The 19,495-nt window shown below is 69.2% G+C and carries 30 protein-coding genes and 1 tRNA gene; 26 read left to right on the top strand and 5 right to left on the bottom strand.

The window, feature by feature from the left end; genetic code table 11:
- Positions 1-14 precede the first annotated feature (14 nt).
- From hcaB to AMO33_RS01350, 3 genes are read left to right on the top strand one after another with little or no spacing between them, the layout of a single operon-like run.
- Positions 15-836 (top strand): 3-(cis-5,6-dihydroxycyclohexa-1,3-dien-1-yl)propanoate dehydrogenase, encoded by an 822-nt coding sequence (gene hcaB, locus AMO33_RS01360; RefSeq protein ID WP_082668547.1) that lies wholly within the window; start codon positions 15-17, stop codon positions 834-836.
- Positions 833-2,524, top strand: coding sequence for an asparaginase domain-containing protein (locus tag AMO33_RS01355; RefSeq protein ID WP_060589973.1), 1,692 nt, complete (start codon positions 833-835; stop codon positions 2,522-2,524). Before hcaB ends, AMO33_RS01355 begins: the two co-directional genes overlap by 4 nt.
- Before the next feature lies 1 nt (position 2,525).
- A complete protein-coding gene (locus tag AMO33_RS01350) occupies positions 2,526-3,422 on the top strand; it encodes a LysR family transcriptional regulator (RefSeq protein ID WP_060589971.1) in 897 nt (298 codons plus the stop codon).
- On the opposite strand, the gene AMO33_RS01345 is transcribed toward AMO33_RS01350, so the two are convergent.
- The 4 genes from AMO33_RS01345 to AMO33_RS01330 all read right to left on the bottom strand — a co-directional run bounded on the left by AMO33_RS01345 (position 3,400) and on the right by AMO33_RS01330 (position 6,585).
- Positions 3,400-4,050, bottom strand: a complete 651-nt coding sequence (locus tag AMO33_RS01345; protein WP_060589969.1) for a non-oxidative hydroxyarylic acid decarboxylases subunit B — start codon at positions 4,048-4,050, stop codon at positions 3,400-3,402. The two genes, AMO33_RS01350 and AMO33_RS01345, sit on opposite strands and share 23 nt — an antisense overlap.
- Positions 4,047-4,544: a hypothetical protein gene (locus tag AMO33_RS01340; protein WP_060589967.1), complete on the bottom strand. Its 498-nt coding sequence runs from the start codon at positions 4,542-4,544 to the stop codon at positions 4,047-4,049. Before AMO33_RS01340 ends, AMO33_RS01345 begins: the two co-directional genes overlap by 4 nt.
- 8 nt (positions 4,545-4,552) lie before the next feature.
- Positions 4,553-5,974 (bottom strand): UbiD family decarboxylase, encoded by a 1,422-nt coding sequence (locus tag AMO33_RS01335; protein WP_060593227.1) that lies wholly within the window; start codon positions 5,972-5,974, stop codon positions 4,553-4,555.
- A 535-nt stretch (positions 5,975-6,509) separates the two neighbouring features.
- A tRNA-Val gene (locus AMO33_RS01330) sits at positions 6,510-6,585 on the bottom strand.
- Positions 6,586-6,685: 100 nt separating this feature from the next.
- On the opposite strand from AMO33_RS01330, the gene AMO33_RS01325 reads away from it, so the two are divergent.
- Both AMO33_RS01325 and AMO33_RS32005 read left to right on the top strand, forming a co-directional pair.
- Complete coding sequence (locus AMO33_RS01325; protein WP_062954205.1) at positions 6,686-8,065, top strand: tyrosine-type recombinase/integrase; 1,380 nt, start codon at positions 6,686-6,688, stop codon at positions 8,063-8,065.
- 294 nt (positions 8,066-8,359) lie between these two features.
- The gene (locus tag AMO33_RS32005; RefSeq protein WP_162492695.1) at positions 8,360-8,608 is read left to right on the top strand and encodes a hypothetical protein; all 249 of its coding nucleotides are present in this window, start codon (positions 8,360-8,362) and stop codon (positions 8,606-8,608) included.
- Here the strand turns inward: AMO33_RS32005 and AMO33_RS32920 are convergent.
- On the bottom strand, positions 8,519-8,797 hold the full coding sequence (locus tag AMO33_RS32920) for a helix-turn-helix domain-containing protein (RefSeq protein WP_082668546.1): 279 nt from the start codon (positions 8,795-8,797) through the stop codon (positions 8,519-8,521). The genes AMO33_RS32005 and AMO33_RS32920 overlap by 90 nt on opposite strands.
- Positions 8,798-8,961: 164 nt before the next feature.
- Here AMO33_RS32920 and AMO33_RS30085 point away from each other — a divergent pair, with 164 nt between their 5' ends.
- From AMO33_RS30085 to AMO33_RS01225, 21 genes are all read left to right on the top strand, one after another.
- A complete protein-coding gene (locus AMO33_RS30085; RefSeq protein ID WP_076573859.1) occupies positions 8,962-9,213 on the top strand; it encodes a helix-turn-helix domain-containing protein in 252 nt (83 codons plus the stop codon).
- Positions 9,203-9,436: a helix-turn-helix domain-containing protein gene (locus AMO33_RS01315; RefSeq protein WP_060589962.1), complete on the top strand. Its 234-nt coding sequence runs from the start codon at positions 9,203-9,205 to the stop codon at positions 9,434-9,436. Before AMO33_RS30085 ends, AMO33_RS01315 begins: the two co-directional genes overlap by 11 nt.
- Positions 9,433-10,143, top strand: a complete 711-nt coding sequence (locus AMO33_RS32160) for a BRO family protein (protein ID WP_174520480.1) — start codon at positions 9,433-9,435, stop codon at positions 10,141-10,143. Before AMO33_RS01315 ends, AMO33_RS32160 begins: the two co-directional genes overlap by 4 nt.
- Before the next feature lie 14 nt (positions 10,144-10,157).
- Entirely contained in the window at positions 10,158-10,700 is a 543-nt protein-coding gene (locus AMO33_RS01305; protein WP_060589961.1) for a hypothetical protein, read from the top strand.
- The gene (locus AMO33_RS01300; RefSeq protein ID WP_060589959.1) at positions 10,693-11,373 is read left to right on the top strand and encodes an ERF family protein; all 681 of its coding nucleotides are present in this window, start codon (positions 10,693-10,695) and stop codon (positions 11,371-11,373) included. Before AMO33_RS01305 ends, AMO33_RS01300 begins: the two co-directional genes overlap by 8 nt.
- Positions 11,366-11,731 carry a hypothetical protein gene (locus AMO33_RS01295; protein ID WP_060589957.1) on the top strand — a complete coding sequence of 122 codons (366 nt, stop codon included), beginning with the start codon at positions 11,366-11,368 and terminating at the stop codon, positions 11,729-11,731. Before AMO33_RS01300 ends, AMO33_RS01295 begins: the two co-directional genes overlap by 8 nt.
- Complete coding sequence (locus AMO33_RS01290; protein WP_060589955.1) at positions 11,725-12,540, top strand: HNH endonuclease; 816 nt, start codon at positions 11,725-11,727, stop codon at positions 12,538-12,540. Before AMO33_RS01295 ends, AMO33_RS01290 begins: the two co-directional genes overlap by 7 nt.
- Before the next feature lie 107 nt (positions 12,541-12,647).
- Positions 12,648-13,673, top strand: coding sequence for a helix-turn-helix domain-containing protein (locus AMO33_RS01285; RefSeq protein WP_060589953.1), 1,026 nt, complete (start codon positions 12,648-12,650; stop codon positions 13,671-13,673).
- A gap of 20 nt (positions 13,674-13,693) precedes the next feature.
- Entirely contained in the window at positions 13,694-14,188 is a 495-nt protein-coding gene (locus tag AMO33_RS01280) for a hypothetical protein (RefSeq protein WP_060589951.1), read from the top strand.
- Positions 14,185-14,943, top strand: coding sequence for a helix-turn-helix transcriptional regulator (locus AMO33_RS01275; protein WP_060589949.1), 759 nt, complete (start codon positions 14,185-14,187; stop codon positions 14,941-14,943). The genes AMO33_RS01280 and AMO33_RS01275 overlap by 4 nt, the downstream gene beginning before the upstream one ends.
- 221 nt (positions 14,944-15,164) lie before the next feature.
- Complete coding sequence (locus tag AMO33_RS31270; RefSeq protein WP_060589947.1) at positions 15,165-15,455, top strand: hypothetical protein; 291 nt, start codon at positions 15,165-15,167, stop codon at positions 15,453-15,455.
- A 110-nt stretch (positions 15,456-15,565) separates the two neighbouring features.
- Positions 15,566-15,937, top strand: a complete 372-nt coding sequence (locus tag AMO33_RS01265; protein WP_060589946.1) for a hypothetical protein — start codon at positions 15,566-15,568, stop codon at positions 15,935-15,937.
- On the top strand, positions 15,934-16,122 hold the full coding sequence (locus tag AMO33_RS01260; protein ID WP_060589944.1) for a hypothetical protein: 189 nt from the start codon (positions 15,934-15,936) through the stop codon (positions 16,120-16,122). Before AMO33_RS01265 ends, AMO33_RS01260 begins: the two co-directional genes overlap by 4 nt.
- Entirely contained in the window at positions 16,119-16,577 is a 459-nt protein-coding gene (locus tag AMO33_RS01255) for an RNA methyltransferase (RefSeq protein ID WP_060589942.1), read from the top strand. The genes AMO33_RS01260 and AMO33_RS01255 overlap by 4 nt, the downstream gene beginning before the upstream one ends.
- Positions 16,574-17,041 (top strand): hypothetical protein, encoded by a 468-nt coding sequence (locus AMO33_RS32425; protein ID WP_060589940.1) that lies wholly within the window; start codon positions 16,574-16,576, stop codon positions 17,039-17,041. The genes AMO33_RS01255 and AMO33_RS32425 overlap by 4 nt, the downstream gene beginning before the upstream one ends.
- Before the next feature lie 24 nt (positions 17,042-17,065).
- Positions 17,066-17,359, top strand: a complete 294-nt coding sequence (locus tag AMO33_RS32420) for a WDGH domain-containing protein (RefSeq protein ID WP_060589938.1) — start codon at positions 17,066-17,068, stop codon at positions 17,357-17,359.
- A complete protein-coding gene (locus AMO33_RS32415; protein WP_060589937.1) occupies positions 17,356-17,967 on the top strand; it encodes a metallophosphoesterase family protein in 612 nt (203 codons plus the stop codon). Before AMO33_RS32420 ends, AMO33_RS32415 begins: the two co-directional genes overlap by 4 nt.
- A gap of 104 nt (positions 17,968-18,071) precedes the next feature.
- The gene (locus AMO33_RS01235; protein WP_139337538.1) at positions 18,072-18,314 is read left to right on the top strand and encodes a hypothetical protein; all 243 of its coding nucleotides are present in this window, start codon (positions 18,072-18,074) and stop codon (positions 18,312-18,314) included.
- Between the two features lie 21 nt (positions 18,315-18,335).
- Positions 18,336-18,500, top strand: a complete 165-nt coding sequence (locus AMO33_RS31265) for a hypothetical protein (RefSeq protein WP_159005554.1) — start codon at positions 18,336-18,338, stop codon at positions 18,498-18,500.
- Positions 18,497-18,886: a hypothetical protein gene (locus AMO33_RS01230; RefSeq protein WP_060589933.1), complete on the top strand. Its 390-nt coding sequence runs from the start codon at positions 18,497-18,499 to the stop codon at positions 18,884-18,886. Before AMO33_RS31265 ends, AMO33_RS01230 begins: the two co-directional genes overlap by 4 nt.
- Positions 18,831-19,379 carry a hypothetical protein gene (locus AMO33_RS01225; RefSeq protein WP_139337539.1) on the top strand — a complete coding sequence of 183 codons (549 nt, stop codon included), beginning with the start codon at positions 18,831-18,833 and terminating at the stop codon, positions 19,377-19,379. Before AMO33_RS01230 ends, AMO33_RS01225 begins: the two co-directional genes overlap by 56 nt.
- The last annotated feature ends 116 nt before the right edge of the window (positions 19,380-19,495 follow it).

Genomic DNA, 19,495 nt, shown 5'->3' with positions numbered 1-19,495 from the left:
TGAAAGGAACAACAGTGGCAGAAGGTTGGCTGGCCGGAAAGGTCGCGCTCATCACCGGAGGTGGCAGCGGAATCGGCCGTGCGGTGGTCGAGCGGTTCGTCGCCGAAGGCGCGCGAGTCGCCGTGCTCGATCGCGCCGCCGACGCCGTCGCGGAGCTGACGCGGACATACGGCGCGGACGTGGCCGCGATCCAGGGTGACGTCCGCCGACTCGCGGACCACAAGCGAGCGGTGGCCGAGGCCGTCCAGCGGTTCGGCCGGCTGGACACGCTGGTGACCGTCGCGGGGATCTTCGACTACTTCGCCTCGCTGGACACCCTGCCGGAGGACCGGATCGATGCCGCCTTCACCGAGATGTTCGACATCAACGTCAAAGGCTCGCTGCTGGCGGTCAAGGCCGCGCTACCGGAGCTGGCCGCCGCGGAGGGCAACGTCGTGCTGACCATTTCGAACGCGGGTTACCTTCCCGGCGGTGGCGGTCCGCTCTACACCGGCTCGAAATTCGCGGTCCGCGGGTTGCTCTCTCAATTGTCGTTCGAACTCGCTCCGCACATCCGGGTGAATGCTGTCGCGCCAGGTGGCACCGTGACGCAGCTGCGCGGTGTGGAAGCGATGGACTCCGGCCGGCAACGCCTGATCGACCTGCCGGATCTGCCCGAGCTGATCCGCCGCACCAATCCGCTGCATGTCGCCTCCGAACCGGCTGATCACGCCTGGGCCTATCTCTTCCTGGCGTCGAAGGAGCGCACCAAGTCGGTGACCGGCTGCGTCATCCACTCCGACGGCGGCCTGCACAGCCGCGGCCTCGTTCCGCTGGGCGGTGAGCTGATCTCATGACCACGCCCACCCCCGAACCCGCCCGGATCGCGGTCTTCTCCGGGCCCACCGCCACCATCGGTAACAGCCCGGACCTCGTGACCTCAGGCAAGGCGCGCGTTCGCCACGGGCTGCCGCCGCTGACCACCCTCGACGGCACCGCACCGCGCTTCGATCTGCTCCGGCCGCAACGTCTCGCCGCACCGGTGACCGTTCTCGTCGAGGCATACTCCGCGCATCCGCTGGAGTACGACGCACGAGCACTCTACGCACCGCCGGACGGCTGGCTCGACGCCGAGGGCGTCCTCCACGCCACCGAAACAGCCGGCGCCACACCGGTGTACGAGGTCGAGCTGCGGCCCGAAGACGGGCTCTACCCACTTCCGTACATGGCTCGCCAAGCCGACGGCTCGGCCTGGGAAGCGGCGACCGCGTCGCCGCTGGCGCCCGCCACGCGCAGCAGACAGACCTTCTACCCCGACGCCGAGCGGCTCTACGAGGAGATCGAGCGGTTCGGGCTCGAAGACCACGGCCACCCGATCGGGCTGAGCGCGCACGCGGTCTTCGACTTCTTTCGGCCCGCGCCCAGCGCCGGCTACACCGGCGGCCAAGCCGACGGGGCGGCGGAGTCGCTGGGCGAGGACTACTTCGCCTACTACCCCTACCACCTGCACCGCGAACCGGATCTCCGCACGCTGGCGCGGGCCACCAACCTCGTCCAGCGGGTGCTCGGCTCCGGCGACTACATCGGTGCTCAGTGGCTCGAGGGCAGCCCCACCGCCGAGGAGACGCTGTACTGGCTCGGATTGCTCATCGATACGCCGGTGCCGATCGTCGGCCACACCGCGCAGCGCAGGCACCAGTCGGTCAGCGGCGACGGAGCGCGCAACATCGTCGACGGGGTCAAGTTCCTGCTGTCGTCAGCCGCGCTGGACGAGCAGGGCCGAAACCAGCTCGGCGCCACGCTGATCGTCGACGAGCTCGTGTACTCCGCGCGCGAGGTCACCAAGGTCGACGCGAGGCCGGGCGGGTACGCGACGACCGGTGGACACGGCGGCATCGTCGCCACCATGGGTGGATACGGACCGCCGCGGGTGACCTACACGCCCGCCTACCGCCACACCCACCGCTCCGACGTCCGTCTCGGGTGCCTGCCCGAGCAGGTGACCGGTGTGGCCGAGGCCGCCGACGGCCGCATCCGCACCGTCGATGTCACGGTGAAAGACGCAGCGGGCGAGTTGGTTCCGAGCGCGATGCCGTTGGTGACTATCGTCAAGTTCACCCGCTACGTGCCGGTCGCGGTCGGTCCGGACGCGCAACCGGACCACACCACCGCGGTCGAGGTATCGGCTCGCCGGCGCGCGAACCTGGCGAACGCGCCGCTGGCCGGTTTCGTCTGCGAGGGTATGTCGCCCTTCGGTTCCGCCGACCCGGCGACGAATTCCGCCCTCTCGCTCGCGATCTACTCGGGGATGCCGGTGGTGCGGGTGGGCCGGGGCAACACCGCCGGTCTCGCCTACCGCACCGATCCGACCGTGATCGCGGGCAGCAACCTCACGGCCACCAAGGCACGCATGCTGCTCATGGCGGCGTTGCTGAAACTGGGCGCGCTGCCGGTGGCCGCGGACCCCGAACACCCGACGGCGGACGAGCGGGCTGCCACCGAGCGCGCGGTAGCGGCCTACCAGCAGATATTCGACACGCATTGAGATGGAGCTGCGTCACCTGCACTATTTCCTCGCGGTCGCCGAGGAGGGGAACTTCACCCGCGCGGCCGAACGGGTCCACGTCGCGCAATCGGGGATCAGCACACACATCAAATCGCTGGAACGCGAACTGGGGCAGCAACTCTTCGTGCGCAAGCCGCGCGGCGTGACATTGACGGCCGCGGGTGCGGCGCTGCTGCCCCACGCGGTGCAGGTGCTCGACGCCGTCGCGGCGGGGCGCGCGTCCGTGGAGGCGCTGTCGGGCCTGCTGACCGGCCACGTCGCGATCGGCACCATCACCTCGATCTCGCCCCGCAGCATCGATCTGCCCGAACTCCTCGCGTCTTTCCATCGACGCCATCCGGGCGTGGGGATCTCCTTGGTCGAAGACACCGCGGCCATCCTGGCCCACCGCGTCTACGACAACGACCTCGACATCGCGTTCACCAGCCTGACCGACGAGCCGGTGGCCGGCATGCGCAGCCGTCCGCTGCGCAGCGAACGCATGGTCGCGGCGTTGCCGCCCGGCGATCCGCTCGCGCGTCGGCGGCGGCTACCACTCTCCGCGTTGAGCGGTCGTTCGCTGATCGCCCTGCCGGAGGGATCGGGGCTTCGTCGTCGGCTCGACCAGACGCTGGCCCGCGAGGGAGTGCGAGCTCAGGTCGCCTTCGAAGCCAGCGACCCGGACGTACTGGTGGCACTGGCCGGGAAGGGGCTTGGCTTGGCCTTGGTCCCGGAGTCCGCGCTGGTCGGCGACGGCCGGGTGGTGGGCGTCGAGGTCGACGGGTTGCCCCGAGGGCACCTCGGCATGCTCTGGCGCGACGGCAGGGGCGGCGCCCCTGCCGCGCGGGCGTTCGTCGAGCACATCGCCCAGCTCGTCACACCGGCCGGCGCGGGGTAGCCGTCGGGACGCCCGACCGGGTCCGGCCATCCGATCGGTCCCGCCGCGTCGCGGCCAGGCCCGGCCACCGCCGCGCCTGCGGAGCATCGAGGTCGAACTGGTCCAGCACACGTGCCACGACGTGATCGATCAGGTCATCGATCGTCTCGGGGCGGTTGTAGAACGCGGGCATCGGCGGGACTATGCGCGCGCCCATCCGGCTCAACCCGAGCATGTTCTCCAGATGGAGATCACTCAGTGGTGTCTCCCGTGGCACGAGCACCAGCCGGCGCCGCTCCTTCAGAACGACGTCGGCGGCCCGGCAGAGGAGATTGTCCGCGATTCCGTGCCGGATCGCCGCGAGCGTGCGCATGCTGCACGGGACAACGATCATTCCGGCTGTCCGAAAGGACCCCGAGGATATGACGGCACCTTGATCACCCAGCTTGTAGGTGACGTCCGCCAACTCCGCCACCTCGCGCACGCTATAGGGCGTCTCGGTCTCGATGTTCGATCTCGCCCAACTGCTCATCACGAGATGTGTTTGCACACCTGGCATCTCGTGCAAGGTCTGTAGCAGCCGAACAGCGAACGGTGCGCCGCTGGCACCACTGATGCCGACGATGATGCGCTGCATGGGCGCCGTCATCGCAACGCCTCCTTCCGTAGCCTGGCGAACATCGCGGCACCGCGTCGCCAGTCCTCCACCTCGGCGAGCTCGCTCGTCGGGCGAAAGGACAGGGGCAGCATCGGAACACCGATGTCGTCACGTTTGTGCCCGGTGGTGATGAAGACGCCACCGAGCAGGTCCTTTTCGGTGACCGCGGCGACCAGTTCGAGCTTCAGGTGATGACAGACCGAGCCCGCCGTCGCCAGCAGCGCCGCCGTCCCGGTCCGGACCACGTTCGCCCGGGTGCGGGTACTCGCGATCACCGCGAGCAACGCGGCACCGTCCGGGGTCGGCTCGAGTTCTGCCCGGGACAGCAATGCGCTGTGCGGGAAGCCGTCGGCATCCACCGACAGGAACGGAAAAGCCTGCTCCCTCGCCCCGATCTCGGGCCGGCCGCGCACCAGCACGGCAACCTCCTCGGGAACACTCGACACGACACGACCGCTGCGTTCGATCCGGCTCGACAGTGCCATCGCGCGGCCTACAGCGGTAGCGTCGACTTCCATCGTTCCCGGATCTCGGCGCGGAATGCCTCGTCGAAGCGGTTGGCGCGCGGGTAGGAGTCCTTCCACGCGAAGGGCTTGCACGCGTCCACCAGAACGATTCCCATGGACATGTCGCCGGCCTCCCGCTTGGCCGGCGCCAACCGCGGGTCGATCGCCGTGGTCGGCGTCCGGAGCACATGAATGGACTCGGCGGGATCGACGCGGGTGAACATCGCCCACAGCACATGGTTGATATCGGTGATGTCGATGTCCTCGTCCACCACGACGAAGTACCGTTCCATGCCGCCGGTCCGTTTGCGGCCCGCCGCCGCCAGCAGCGCATGCATCGCATCACCCGCGCCGGTCTGCTCGATCGAGATCACCATCATCAACTGACGCGCGTAAGCCCAGACGCCGCGGATGTTCTGCACTCCCGACGCTTCGAGGTGATCCCAGGTCACCGATGCGGAGTACAGCGGTACCGCCTGGTCGCCGGCGGGGACGGTCGGAATCATCGGCGGAGCGCCCAGGATGATCGGATCGTCGCGGTGCATCACCCGCGTCACTCGCACGACGGTTTCGTGACCCGCGTGGGTGAAATAGCCCGTCCATTCCCCGAACGGCCCCTCGAGAACGGACTCCTCCTCCATCGGTGGCATCTCCCCCTGGATGACGATCTCGGCGTGCGCCGGAATCGGCAGATCGCTGCCGGGCGCGATGAGCACGTCGACCCCCTTGCCCCGCAGCCCGCCCGCGACGTCGTATTCGGAGACGCCTGCCGGTGCCGCGATCGCCGCCACGGTCGACAGAATCGGATCCGATCCGACCACGACAGCGATCGGGCACGAGAGGCCGCGCTGCCAGTACTTCTCCGCGATGGCCCGCGCGTGCCGGTTCCCCAGCATCCACAGCGACAGCCGGTCCCTGCCCTGGATGCAGCCGCGGTAAGTTCCGATATTCACCCAGCCCGTGTCGGGATCGCGGGTGATCACCATGCAGGCGGTCCCGATATACCGGCCGCCGTCCCCGTCGTGCCAACGCGGGGCCGGAAAGGCGGTCAGATCGACCTCATCGCCCTCCACCACGTTTTCGAGCACCGCACCCGTGGCGACTTCGACGGGCTGGATCGGTTCGATGCGCTTACCGATGTCTTTCCAGGCCCGGATGATGTCCATCTTCGGTGTGTCCGCGGGCAGCCCGAGTGCCACCGCACAACGTTCCGCAGTACCCATGAAATTCGTGAACACACGATACCCCGCCGGATAGCCCGGAATATTGTCGAACAGCAGCGCCGGGCCCTCCTTCTCGGCCGACAACTCCGTTATTCCGCCGATCTCGAGATCCCAGTGCGCGCCGTCGATCTGCCGTACCTCGTCCGGTCCCAGCTTCTCGGTCAGGTTGTCGATGTAGTGCCGCAGATCATGAAAAAGCGTCATGACGATATCGGGCCACGACCAGCAGGTCCGACCCTGTCCCCTTTCGGTGCCAGATTTGTGCGATCGGAAATTCGAGTTCGCGGCGAACCGTTTCTTCGCCGCCTTCTCGAGCCTGCGCCGCGCTCCCACGAATGTCCAATATCGAATTCTGCTGCACCCCATCCGATTTCCGGATCGCTCGACCCTTCCAGAGCGCGTACGTCACCTCGGTGGTGACATCCGGAGGCGACGGCGTCCGCCTGGGAAATCACCGGTGCCGTCGGCGTGATGGTCCTGGGCAGCGCTTGAACTACCGATATGTCGCCGCCCGGTCGGCCCACGGACGACAAGGTCCACCCGATGCCACGCGACCGTCGTGGGCAACGTCACGGCGACCTGAGCAGAGACTCGGCCCCGCGCGCCGACAACCGCCCTCCGGCGTCACGGCGGCTGACGGGGCAATCGGATCCAGCTCGAACCCGGTCCGGACACGAAAGAGGCCCTGACGAGGATTCTCCTGGTCAGGGCCTTCTCTTGATGGTGGTCCCAGCTGGGATCGAACCAGCGACCTTCCGCGTGTGAGGCGGAATTCCTGCGCCCTCCCATATCGCCACGCTGGTCGGATGCCGCTGGTAGAAATACCCGCAACGCGTACAACAGTGGGCAACAGTGGCCGCTTGGCTACAGTGCTCGGCAACAGTGGAGGGGTGCGGGATGGAGCTGCGCGAGGGCCGGTGGTTCGAGACGATCGTGGTCGAGGCCGACACCAAGGCCGAGCTGACCAAGCGGGTCGCCGCGGTGAAACGCACCCTCAAACAGCTCGAGCGGGAGCGGCCCAAGCCGCGGCGCATGCCGGGCGAGGGGTCGATTTTCCAGCGCGGTGATGGCATGTGGGTGGGACAGCTCGAACTCGAGCCTCCCCCAGGGGGCGGCCGGGCGCGGTCCAAGCCGGTGTATTCCAAGGACCGCGCCACCGTGGTGAAGAAGCTCGCGCAGCTGAAAGCCGACCTGGCCAAGGGGATGAGGCAGCTCGATCAGCAGCTGACTGTGGCCGAGTGGCTGGAGCACTGGAGTACGGAGATCGCGCCGGGGAAGGTGCGCCCCCACGTGCTCAAGTCCTATCGGTCCGCGATCAGAACCCGGATCGTGCCGGCGATCGGGACGCGCAAGCTGTCCCAGCTGGAGCCGCAGCATGTGCGGCACATGCACAAGCACATCCTGTCCTCGACGTATACGAGGAATGGGCAGCAACATCCGTACTCGACGCGGAGTGTCGAGGAGGCGCACAACGTGCTTTCGGCGGCGTTGGGTGATGCGGTGTCGGAGGGGAAGGCGCACCGCAACGTGGCCGAGTTGGTGACGCGGCCGCAGGTGTTGTCGGAGTCGCACGGCGCGTTGACTTCCGAGCAGGCCCGCGCGGTGCTGCTGTCGGCGCTGCGTGAGCCGGACCCGCTGGTGACCCGGTGGGCGGCGGGGCTGATGCTCGGCGGCCGGCAGGGTGAGCTGTTGGGGTTGCAGTGGGATCGGGTGTTTCTCGAGGATGGTTCGCTGGATCTGGCGTGGCAGCTGGAGTGGTTGCCGTTGAAGAAGGGCGCCGAGCCGGACGACCCGAAGCGGTTCGACGTCCCGGCGGGTTTCGAGCACGTGCCGTTGTGGCGGGGTGCGGCGCTGACGCGGCCGAAGACCTCGGCGTCGCAGCGGGTGATTCCGTTGCCGGAGCCGCTGGCTGCGATCCTCGAGGTGTATCGGGAGACGTGGCAGCCGAATCCGTGGGGTCTGGTGTGGGTGGCGCAGGGCGCTCGCGGGCAGGGGGTGAAGCCGATTTCGGATGTGCTGGACCGGAAGGGGTGGAAGAAGGCGCAGCAGCGGGCGGGGATCAGCGAGCCGGTGGATGTGCATGCGATGCGGGGGACGACGGCGACGCTGCTGCTGGAGGCTGGTGTGGATGCGCGGGTGATTCAGGCGATCCTGGGGCATGCGTCGGTGGTGACGACGCGGGGGTATCAGCGGGTGGACTTGGCGCTGGCGCGGAAAGCGCTGGGCAATCTCCACGGGCTGCTCGACCTTGGTGAGATGTCACAGCCCGAAAAATAGGATGAATACCCCGGAAAACCTGTTCTAAACCGGACAGCTGGTTCTATGATCGGCGGCAGTGACAACCCTTGGTTAACAAGGGGATTCGGTACGGGCCGGTCGTCGGGGGACCGGTTCTGGGGCGTTCCATGCCGCCTGTCTGCGCGGATACTTCCATTGGGCTCCCCTTCCGTTCGAATCCGTTCGAATGTATGTTCGATAGCAGGTTGGTTGCGGAGAGGGTGGTAGCGATGGGGTGGCATCGGCTAGCAGGGGCGCGAGACGACAGGCGCGGACAGGGGGAGGTTCGAGCGAATGACCGATAGCGGCGACCATCCAGCACACCCGCACGCCTCAACGCATCATGCCCGATTCCACAAGGCGGCCCGGCAATTGAGCGGCCGCGGCCCGGCCGACATCACGGCCGCCGAACTCATCACCGCGGCGACCGACTGGGATATGCCGGCGAGCTGCCTACTGGCCCTGGCGCTTTCGGAACGCCGATTGAGCGGCGTCGAGGAATTCGCCAGGGGTCACGCCGAGCGCTTCGGCGATCAGCACTAATTGCTCGAGCGTCATTTTCCGCTCGCCGCTTTCGAGGCGCCGGATTGTATTGACTGCGAGGTGGGCCGCTTCGGCGAGCTCCGTTTGCTTCATGTCTGCCCGTGCGCGTTCCGCGCGGAGATGAGCCGCCACGGCGGCGTTGGCAGCCTCTACAGCATCACTCCCCGATCGGGGTTTTCCGACACCCATACGGGGGAGTCTGGCACCCGCGCGCGCTGGTAGGCAAGCGTGACGTTACTCGCGGGGAACCTGCATCGGCCGAGCATCAGCGGAGTTATCGCCAGGTCACCTAGGGTTTTTACTCCCCTGGACAGGGTTGCGATAACCCCAGATGGGGCGCTAGGCTCCCTGACATGGGCAATTCAGCATCGGCTCAGCACATCGCGGCTGAGCTTCGGGCGGCGCGGGCACGGCGCAAGCTGACTCAGGCAGAGCTTGCCGAACGTGCTGGACTTCACGTCAATTCCGTGGCGCGGCTGGAACGCGGCGAGCGCGACGCGAAGGTGGGGCAAATCCTCGCGCTCGCCTCAGCGCTCGGCGTGGAGCCGCACATCTTCCTCGAATCTCTCCCGGTGGAGGGGAAGGGGGACCGCCGTGCAGGCTGACGGACTCCCCCATCAGATCAGCTACAACGTGCGCCAGGCGGCGGCGGCCACGGGCATGAGCGAGTGGACCATCCGCAAACTCGTTCGCGAGAACCAGATCGCCGCGCGGTATCTCGGCTCGCAGATCCTCATCGATCCCGAGTCGCTGGCGCAGTTCTTCCGGTCGCTGCCGTCCGAGCGGCAGGTCGAGCGGGAGTGCGCCGCCAATCGGAGGACCGCGTGAGCTCCCCCGCCCTGGCCGGGTCGCCGTTCGACGCCATCCGCCGGACCCGCGCCGGTGGCGTCGAGTTCTGGTCGGCGCGTGACCTGATGCCGCTCATGGGCTACTCGTCGTGGCGGAACTTCCTCGTGCCATTGGAGCGGGCCAAGCAATCCGCGGTGAACCAAGGCCACGACGTGACCAGCCACTTTGCGGGATCCCGCAAAGTTTCGCGGGGGCGCGGCCCGGCACAGTTCGACGTCGAGCTGTCCCGTTTCGCCGCCTACCTGGTGGCGATGAACGGCGACCCGAACAAGCCCGAGGTCGCCGCCGCGCAGGCCTATTTCGCGACCCAGACCCGCGCCGCCGAGGTCGCACGCGACGCGTCGATGTTCGACCTGATGCGCGCGCAGATCGACCAGCTCGAGGCCGCGCAGCGTACCGCCGAGGAAGCCAAGGCGATCGCGGCCAAGACCGATGCGCGCCTGGACTCGATCGAGGGACGCCACGACTGGTTCACCGCGCTCGGCTACGCACGCCTGCACCGCATCGAGAACACCTCGACCAGGTTCCTCAACAGCGTCGGCCGCCAAGCATCCGCCATCGCCAAGACACGCGGGATCAAGCCCGTCAAGGTGCAGCACGCCCTTTTCGGCGAGGTCAATTCGTATCCGGCGTGGGTGTGGGAGCTGGCATTCGACGGCCGCGACACCGGCCCCCAACCCCTATGACCCGAGGAGAAACCATGTCCGCACTCGATGACATCGACACCGACTCACTGGTGATGCGGGCCGCTGTGCTCGCCGCTGCGGAGAAGTCGGTCGGTGAGCAGGCCAAGACCTACCGGGCCGAGCTGAACCGGCGGCTGTCGCGCGGCTCCAAGCTGACCGCGTTCGACCCGCGCGACACCACCCGCACGCTGGGCACGGTGTCGATGACGAACCCGAGACCGCAGGCGCAGGTGGTGGACCGGGAGGCGTTCGAGCGGTGGTGCCGCCTGAACTACCCCGACCAGGTGGAGACCTGGCCGGAGTTCGGCGACCCGGCCGAGGTCGCGGCCGTGCTCGCCGAGCACGCCCCGCACCTGCTGACCGTGCACCGGTCCGTGCCGGTCGAGATTCAGGAAAGGGCGCTGGACCGGGCCGCCGTCGAGGACGTGCCCGGCACCGAGCGGTACATGCCGCGCCCCACCTTGCAGGTGCGGCCCACCGGGCACGCCCGCGCGGTGGTCGCGGAGCTGCTGGCCGCCATCCCCGCCCTCGCAGAGCTGGAGGCTGCCGGTGAGTGAGGCCATCGAAACCACCGAACCGCTGCCCGACCCGCCGAAGGTCGGCGTGTACGAGGCATTTTCGCGGGTGATGGGTGAGGTGCAGGTCATCGAGAAGCGAGACCGCAACGCCGATCAGGGATTCGACTTCCGGGGCATCGACGCCGTACTGAACAGGGTCGGGCCGGTGCTGCGCCGCCACGGGGTTGTGATCATCCCGCGCCCGCTGTCGATCCAGACCGAGCGCTACGTCACCACGCGGGGCACCGCCATGCGCAACGTGATCGTGCACATGGAGTACACGGTGATCGGCCCGGCCGGGGACACGCTCGTGGGCGGCGCGTACGGGGAGGCCGCCGACTCCGGCGACAAGGCCACCCCGAAAGCCCAGTCCGTCGCCTACCGCACGTTCCTGCTCCAGGGATTGACGATCCCCACCCGCCAGCCCGACCCCGACGCGGCCAGCCACGAGCGCGTCGCGCGCAACCCGGAGGCCGACGCCGCCCGCGAGGAACTGGCCGAGCTGTGTGACCAGCTCGGCATCGACCGCCACAAGGCCGGTGCCGACTTCTTCGCCCAGCACAGGATTCACATCCGCGACGCCACCGACCCGGGCCCGATCCGCGCGCTGGCCGAGCAGTACCGCACCACGAGCAGCGCCCACGACGGCAGCGAGGGGCCCGCCGGTGAGTAGGAGCACCGAAGCGTTCAACCCGGTGCAGGTCGAACGCGCCATCCGTGACGCGGCGAACGACATCGCCAAGTCGGTGACCGAGTGCGCCGACGCCTACGCGACGTTCCTACGCGCGGACCGGGATTACGACCGAGCGTTTGCCCGCGCGTACATGGAGCACAAGGGGCCATCGCACGAAAAGAAGTACGCCGCAGAGCTGGCGACCTACACCGAGCGCGAGCAGCGCGACGTGGCCGATGCCGCCTACAAGTACGCCGACCGGCGCGCCAAGGCGCGGGAGGCCGAACTACGCGCGCTGCAATCGGTCGGCGCGTCCGTGCGATCTCAGTACGCGGTCGCGGGCAGGGGGGAATGGTGATTCGGCAGCTGAAATCTGGTGAGCGGGTGCCGGACGGGGAACCGGCGCGGTACCCGCACCAGCGGGGCTACATCCGCCTGCGCTGGAGGATCGGCACGAACCAGTACGTCGAGGTGTACGAGCATCGCGTGGTGGATGGCGTGGTCACAGACGCCGAGGAAGTGCACCACGTCAACGGCGTCAAGGACGACAACCGGCCCGAGAACCTTCAACCGATGACCAAGCACGAGCACGCCAAGCACCACGGCGAGCACGCCACGCGCTCGTACGGGCCGTACCGCTCACGCGAGGCGATGGAGAAGGCGGAACGCGCAGCGGCCCGCAGGGCCGCGCGTGCGGCGGTCAGCAGGGAGATGCGCGAGCTGTACGAAGCTGGCATGTCGACGGTGGAGATCGGCAAGCGGTACGGCATCGACGCATCCGGGGTCAGCCGCCGACTCCGACAGGTCGGCACCCGAATGCGGCCGCGCAACAACAGCAGCAGGAGTGATCCTTCGCAGTCCACCCGCCAGGCCGTGCACGCCCGGTCCCACATGCGTTGCGAGCGCTGCGGTTCCTCGCTGGTGTGGGACCACGGCGAGATTCATCATCGGCGCCACCGCTCGCAGGGCGTGGACAACAGCCTGAGCAACCTGTTGCACCTGTGCGGTTCCTGTCATGGTTGGGTCGAGGCCAACCCCGGGGCGGCGCACATGCTCGGGTTCTGGCTACGCCACGGTGAGCAGTCTGCCGCTACACCTGTCTGGCTATGGGGCCGCTGGGTCCAGCTGGACGACAACGGCCACATCCACGAAGTAGAGGCCGCATGACGAGGGGGCCGCACCGCGCGGCCCCCTCGTCGCGCGCCACCCTCATCCCCACCCGCACGACGGACCAGCCGTCACTACACCGGGACCGTCCCGGAACGGAGCACCCCATGACCGATCCTGTGCCCGGCCACCTGCCGGATCACCTGTGGGAAGCCGCCAGCGCGCGGCCCAAGGGCACCCGCTTCGCGCAGGTGCCGACCTGGCTACTCGACGCCGGCATATCCGCGACCGCGATGAAGGTGTGGGCGGCCATCGCCCGCCACATCAACAGCAGAACCCGGCGGGGGTTCCCGAAACGCCGGACCATCGCGGCGCTGATCGGCATGTCGTTGTCCGCCGTGGACCGCGCGTTGCGGGAGTTGCGGCGGCTGGGCGCGCTGGTGTCGCGGCCCCGGCGCCGCGCGGACGGCGGCCAATCCTCCAACGAGTACCTGTTGCTGTGGCAGCCGCTGCCGGAGCTGCTGACCAGCATCGACACCCCCACCCCCCTCGTCATCAACGACGAGGGGCCCTCGTCACAGGAGACGACGGGGACCACCACCGCGCAGACCGTGGAGACCGCGCCGCCCGTGGCCACGACAGCGGCGGCCACCAGCACCGACACGGCCACCCCCCTCGTCACCGGTGACGAGGGGGTCCGGGTGTTGATCGAGAGCTATCGAGAGAAGGAGGGAACCAGAGAGCCGGTCACCACGAGCGCGCCCGTCGCGGGCGGTGACGGCTCGGCACCCCCCAGTGTTTGCCCCGCCCACCCGCACGGCACACCGGAGCCGTGCGGGCCGTGCGGCTGGTACCGCCGCCAGCGGGAGGCGTTCGACGCCGAGCAGGCCGCCGCCGAGCAGGCCCGCCAGGAGGAAGCCGCGCGCCAGCTCGCGGCCGAGCGCGCCGCGCAGGAGCAGCAACGCCACCTCGACGCCATCACCGCCTGCCGCGAGTGCGACGACCTGGGCCGCCGCCCCGATGGCCGCGAGTGCGACCACCGCAGCGAAACCGCCCGGCTCGCCGCCATGTCCGCGATCCGCGCCGAACTCGCCGCCAAGTCCAGCCGCCACAACCGCACGTCCCGGTGGCGCCGCCGCCGTCCCGCTGTCCCGACCCCCGTGCCTGCGCCGATACCGGGAGTCACGTCGTGACCGATCCAGGAGGTGACCGAGTGTCCGTCGTCCCGCTGCACACCCCCCACTGGGAGCCTGACGAGAACCTGGTGGAGGCCGCCATAGCCGGGCGGGTCCACCACAGCCACCTCACGCCCCATGATCGAGCGTGGCTGGTCGCGCACCTGACCCACCGCGGCGTCACCACCGACACCATCGCCGCGTGGCTGGGCTGCTCGCGCCGCACCGTGCAGATGGTGCGCGCCGAACCGGTCGCTGTGCTCACCACCCGCCTGCTCGCCACGGAGGCCGACGCCGCCCGGGCAACGAGCCGCGCCCGCGCCGGGCACATCACCCCTCACGAACACGCCCGCCTGCTCGCCGAAATCGACCGGCTCAAGGAATCCCGCGGCCAGCTGATCGAGGAACTCGCGGCGGCGCGCCGGGTCGAGTGCCCGCCCACCGTCATCGTCATGCACCCCACCAGCCGCCCCCGCCGCGCCCGGCCCACCGATTCCACCCTCCCCCTGTTCCCCCTGGATGGTGGCAAATGAGCGACAAGGTCCGCAGCCAGTGGAAGCCGCTCGGCCAGAAGAAGGCTCGTTACACCCTCGCCATGCTCTACCCGGGCCAACCCGGCTACACCGACACCACCCCCGTCGTCGCCCACCTCCGGCAGCTCAACGGTTGGGGACTCTCCCTGCGCTCCATCGCCGCCGACGCCGGCATGCACGAGGAATCGGTACGCCAGATCCTCGCCGGGGAAAGCACGACGATGCGGACCCGCTTCGCTGTGGCACTGCTCGAGGTCAGCCACACGCCGAACCCGCGACAGGGCCGCGTCCTCGCGATCGGCGCGACCCGCAGGCTGTGCGCGTTGCAGGCCCTGGGCTGGCCGCTGGCGCAGCTGGCGATACAGACCGGCGTACCGGCGAAATCGCTGTGGAGCATCGCGTACAGAAACACCCTGTCGATCTCCTACACAGTGTGGGCGGCGGTCCGGGACGTTTACGAACAGCTGTCGGCAACGCCAGGCCCCGACGTTCGCCGACGCAATCGTGCCGTCGAGAGCGGCACACCCGCGCCTCTGGATTGGGAGGGCTACGACATCGACGACCCGCGCGTGACGGTCGCAGCGTCGGGCCCGCCCGCGCCGCCGACCCGCGCCCAGGTCGCCGCCGAAAGGCGTTTCCGATGCGCCGAGCTCGACGCCCGCGGACTGTCCACCCAGGAGATCGCCGACCAGCTGGGGGTGACGACGCGGACCGTGGAGCGGATCAAGGCAGAGCTACGACAGGCCGCCGAGTAGGACGTATGTGTGTGTACCGTCCGGTATCTCTGCTGCCGATGAGCTGCCCGGAGCACGAACCCGTTTTCCCGCGTAATCGCTGATTAGGAACGGTCCTTCGGGGGATCGCGGACTCCTTGCGGCGATGCCTGTAGCGCGTTGCGCTACGTCAGTTAGGTGTGTATCGTATGACTTGAGCACGAGGGATTGAGCCCTCACCGCAACCCGGAAGGAGCCGGAATTTGTCGCAACCCCTCACCCCCGCACAGTTCATCGTCACCGTGCGCCGATGCGCCGACGACACCACGCGCACGCTCGTCATCCCCCACGACCCGCACCGGTACGCGGCCGCCGACCAGGTGGCCGCGGCCATCGGCGAAATGCTCTCGGCCGATTGGGTCGTCGCCGACGTGGTGACCGTCGTCCACGCCGCCGCCGTGGCCGCCGCTCTCGACGCCATCGCCGCGACGCCGGTGCTGTCCGCCTGCCCCGGCGGCCACCGCTGCGAGTGCCACCACGAGGCCACTCAGTGACCCGCCGCCTCCATCGCCTGCGTTGGGCGCTGTGCCAGTTCTGCAACGGCAACGGCTGCCGCTGGTGCGACGAGCGCGGCGAATTCCCCACCGAAGACGACTACTGACCAATGCCCGACACACACGAACTCGCCGAGGTCCGCCGCCCGTTCGGCGGGGTGTTCATCGGCAAGTGCGCGTGCGGGTTCGAGACCATGTCCGTGCGGAAACGCAAGCACGCCGTCAGGGGCGTGGAGCGGCACATCGCCCACGCGACCGCCCCACCCCGCCCCGCCTGCCCGTCCAAGGGCAAACGCAAGTTCCGCACCCGCGAAGCGGCCGAAACCAGCCTCTCGACCATCTGGCAGCGCGGCCGCCCCGGCTCCCGCCTCCCCTCCCGCGCCTACCTGTGCCCGTGCGGGCACTGGCACCTGACCAAGAACCCGCCGAGCACTGCACCGCACCCGAGTACTCCATCCCCGACCCGAAGGGAAACCTTATGAACCCCGACCACTTCCGACCCGGCGACGCCCGCAACATCGAACCCAGCGCGAACGCCCGCCAGTTCGCCACCACCACGTTCGACGTCTTCACCGCGCTGACCCAGGCCGGTTTCACCGAGCGCCAGGCCCTCGCCGTCATCGGCAGCGTCCTCGCCGCCCGCACGCCCCGCGAGGGCGACAAATGACAGGGTTCTTCGGCGTCGCCGTCTACCACCCCAAGACCAGCGCCAACGTCGGCACCCTCTGGCGCAGCGCCACCGCCTACCGCGCGACCCTCATCGCCACGGTCGGCCCACGCCGCTACGAGTACCAGTCCAGCGACACCAGCAAGACACACAACAGCATGCCGCTGATCAAGTTCCACGACATGCCCGACTTGCTCGACCACCTGCCCTACGGGTGCGAGCTGGTCGGCGTCGAGCTGGACGAGCGAGCCACACCACTCACCCGATTCCGGCACCCCGACCGAGCCCTGTACCTCCTCGGCGCCGAGGACCGCGGCATCCCCGCCGACATCCTCGACCAGTGCCACCACCTGGTGCAGATCCCCGCGCCGGTCCCGTGGTCGCTCAACGTCGCCGTCGCCGGGTCGCTCGTCCTGCACGACCGCTACATCAAGACCGCGAGCGAGGCAGCGTGACCACCCCGACCGCAACCCGCGCCGACAGCCTCGACCAGCTCAACCGCGCGGTCCTCGACGCCGGCCCCGACCACCGTGGTCGGCTCGTCGGCTGGGAGTTCGACGGACACACCCTCGCGACGGCGTTCTCCATCGGCCTCGACTGCCCCGCCGACGAATGGCCGACCGTCCTCGAGCACGCCGTCGCCGCCGCGCTCGACCACCACCACGCGCCCCGCCGCAGCGGCCCGATCGTCGCCTACACCCTGCGCGCCGAAATCGCCTCCCCCACACCGCGGACGGTCGCGATCACCGCCGACGCCTCCGGGGCCGTGCGCTGCGCCTGGAACGACGCCCGCGACGACACCGACCCCACCGGCCCGCTGGTCGACCTCGTCCAGCACATCGCCCGCACCACCGGCGCCCGCTACCTGCGCGTGCCGACCGTCCCGATCACCACACCAGAAGGGAATGCCGTTGTCTGACACGATCGAAGCGGAGCGCACCGCATGAGCATCGAGCTGTACCGCGAACGCGCTCACCTCATCGCGCACCTGGCCGCCATCTACCCGGCCACCATCTCCACCGACCCGCTGGCCCCGGACTGGCCCGTCGTCACCATCGAACTCGCCACCGGCCAAGCCTGCTGGCACATCGCCGAACACGACATGGACCTGTTCGCGCACGTCCCCCACGCCACCAACACGTGGGACGGGCACACCACGGCCGAGAAATACCAGCGCCTGGACGAAGCGACCCGCCTGCTCGCAGAGCACCCGCACCCCAGCGGAGCCCGGCCGTGAGCGCGGTGTGGTTCACCAGCGACCTGCACATCGGCCACACCAACGTCGCGCGGTCGCGCGCGTTCCGTGACGTCGCCGACCACGACCAAGCGTTGGCCGAGTCCTGGGACCGCCTCATCGGCCCCCGCGATCAGGTGTGGGTGCTCGGCGACATCTCCCTCGGCGGCCACCGCGCCGAAGCCGCCGCCCTGCAATGGATCCTCGGCCGACCCGGCATCAAGCACCTGGTCACCGGCAACCACGACGGCTGCCACCCCATGCACCGAGAAGCACACCGCGAACAGCGCGTGTACCTCGAGGCGTTCGCCAGCGTGCAGCAGACCGCGGTGCGCCGCATCAACGGCCACCGGGTACTGCTGTCGCACTTCCCATTCCGCGACGACCCGGACGGCGACCACACCCCCGAAATCCGCTACCCCGAATGGCGGATGCCCGACACCGGGCAATGGCTTCTGCACGGGCACACCCACTCACCCCTGCCGATCCGCGGCCGTCAGATCCACGTCGGCGTCGACGCCCACGGCCTGCGCCCCGTCCCACTGGCGTGGATCGAAAACCACGTCCGGCCCGCGACTTCCGCTGATCCCAACCACCCCCAGAAGGACTGACCCATGTCTCTGCTCGCCCTCCTCGAGCTGCTGATGCACTACCCCATCCGCACCCTCGAACAGCCCACGCCCCGATACACCACCCCGCTCGAGGTGTGGACGTGGTGACCGCCGCCCCCACCCGCATCCACCCCCCGCAGGCACGCCGCCGCGCCCTGCCCACCACGTTCCTGCTCGCCGCCCTGCTGCCCGTGTGCGTGCTCGCCGGCATCACCGCCGGGGCCGTGCTGTGGATGGTGGTGTGGGCGGTGCTGCCGCCGCTGATCGGCTCCGTCGCAACCGCGTTCGCGTGCATCGTGGCCGGGGGCGCTGGTCTCGGCGCGCTGCTGTGGCGGTGGTCGCGGTGAACACCCGGGAGGTGTAGCCCGGTGGCGTGGTGGGACAAGTACCAGGAGTGCACCGACCGCGGCGCGTACCCGCGCACGCACGAGGTCGGTTGCAACTGCAAGTACTGCTCGGCCGATTTCTCCGACCGGCTGGCCTGGACCGGCGCGCGGTCCAGGCTCCTGCTCGAGGAAGTGAGGGCATCGTGAGCCGGGGACAGACGCCCCGCACCCCGTACTACTTCCCCCGCATGAAGTTCCGCGCCTGGAAGCGGTCGGCGGCGCGGCGGTACCTCGCGGGCGGACTGCGCGTCCGCGAGCACTGGAAGCTGCTGGCCGAGGACGAATGCGTGTTGATGCCCTCGCGGGAATGGCGTTGCGCGCGGACCGACCCCGCGCACCTGGCCACGGCCGAGCACCGGCGCCGCGCCGAGCAGGCTCCCGCGTTCGCGGCGCTCATCGCCTACGTGCTGGCTTCACCCCAGGTTGGCACCCTGCCCGCATGGGCAACCACACCAGCTACCGGGGCGGGGCCGTCTGATGCCGACACCGAAGAAGCCGGGCGCGAAGAAGCGCCGGGGCAAGTCCGCGGGTAACTCGGTGACCTCACCGGCGACGATGGCACGCCACCAGGCCGCGATGGACCTGTCGGTGCAGGGCTTCAGCTACGCCGAGATCGCCGAGCGGCTGGGCTACGGGTCCGGGTCGGCGGCCCGATACGCGGTCAACGCGGCGTTCAAACGCGCGGCCACCGAGTCGGCCGAGCACCTGCGCCCCCGCCTGGCCGCCCGCGCCGAGCTGATGTGGCGGCACGGGATCGCGATGATGCTGGAGGGCCGCAGCGTCGGCGACCTCGACCAATTCGAGAAGGGCGCCCGCGTCGCTGACCGCGCCTACGGCCGCATGCTGACCATCCACGGCTTGGCCGGACCGGGCATCACCGTGAACCAGCAGTTCAACACCGGTGACGCCGCCACCCTCGACCAGCTCAAGGCCGAGTTCACCGCGCTGATGCAAGACCCGCCCGCCGTCGCGCCGGGTGATGTGGTTGACGGTGAGGTGGTGGCGACCGAGGACAGCCCGCCGTGACCGGCCGGCGTCCGATCCCGTCGCGGTACCGGGTCGGCCGGTATGGGCCGCGGGTGCTGATGGACTGCCGCGTCTGCCGCGCCCCGTTCGACCCCGGTTTTCCGGTGCCGCGTGAC

Origin of the sequence: Nocardia farcinica (assembly GCF_001182745.1) — a bacterium.
Lineage (GTDB): Bacteria > Actinomycetota > Actinomycetes > Mycobacteriales > Mycobacteriaceae > Nocardia > Nocardia farcinica.
The sequence above is the reverse complement of the archived record's forward strand: the minus strand, read 5'-3'. Positions and strand labels throughout refer to the sequence as shown.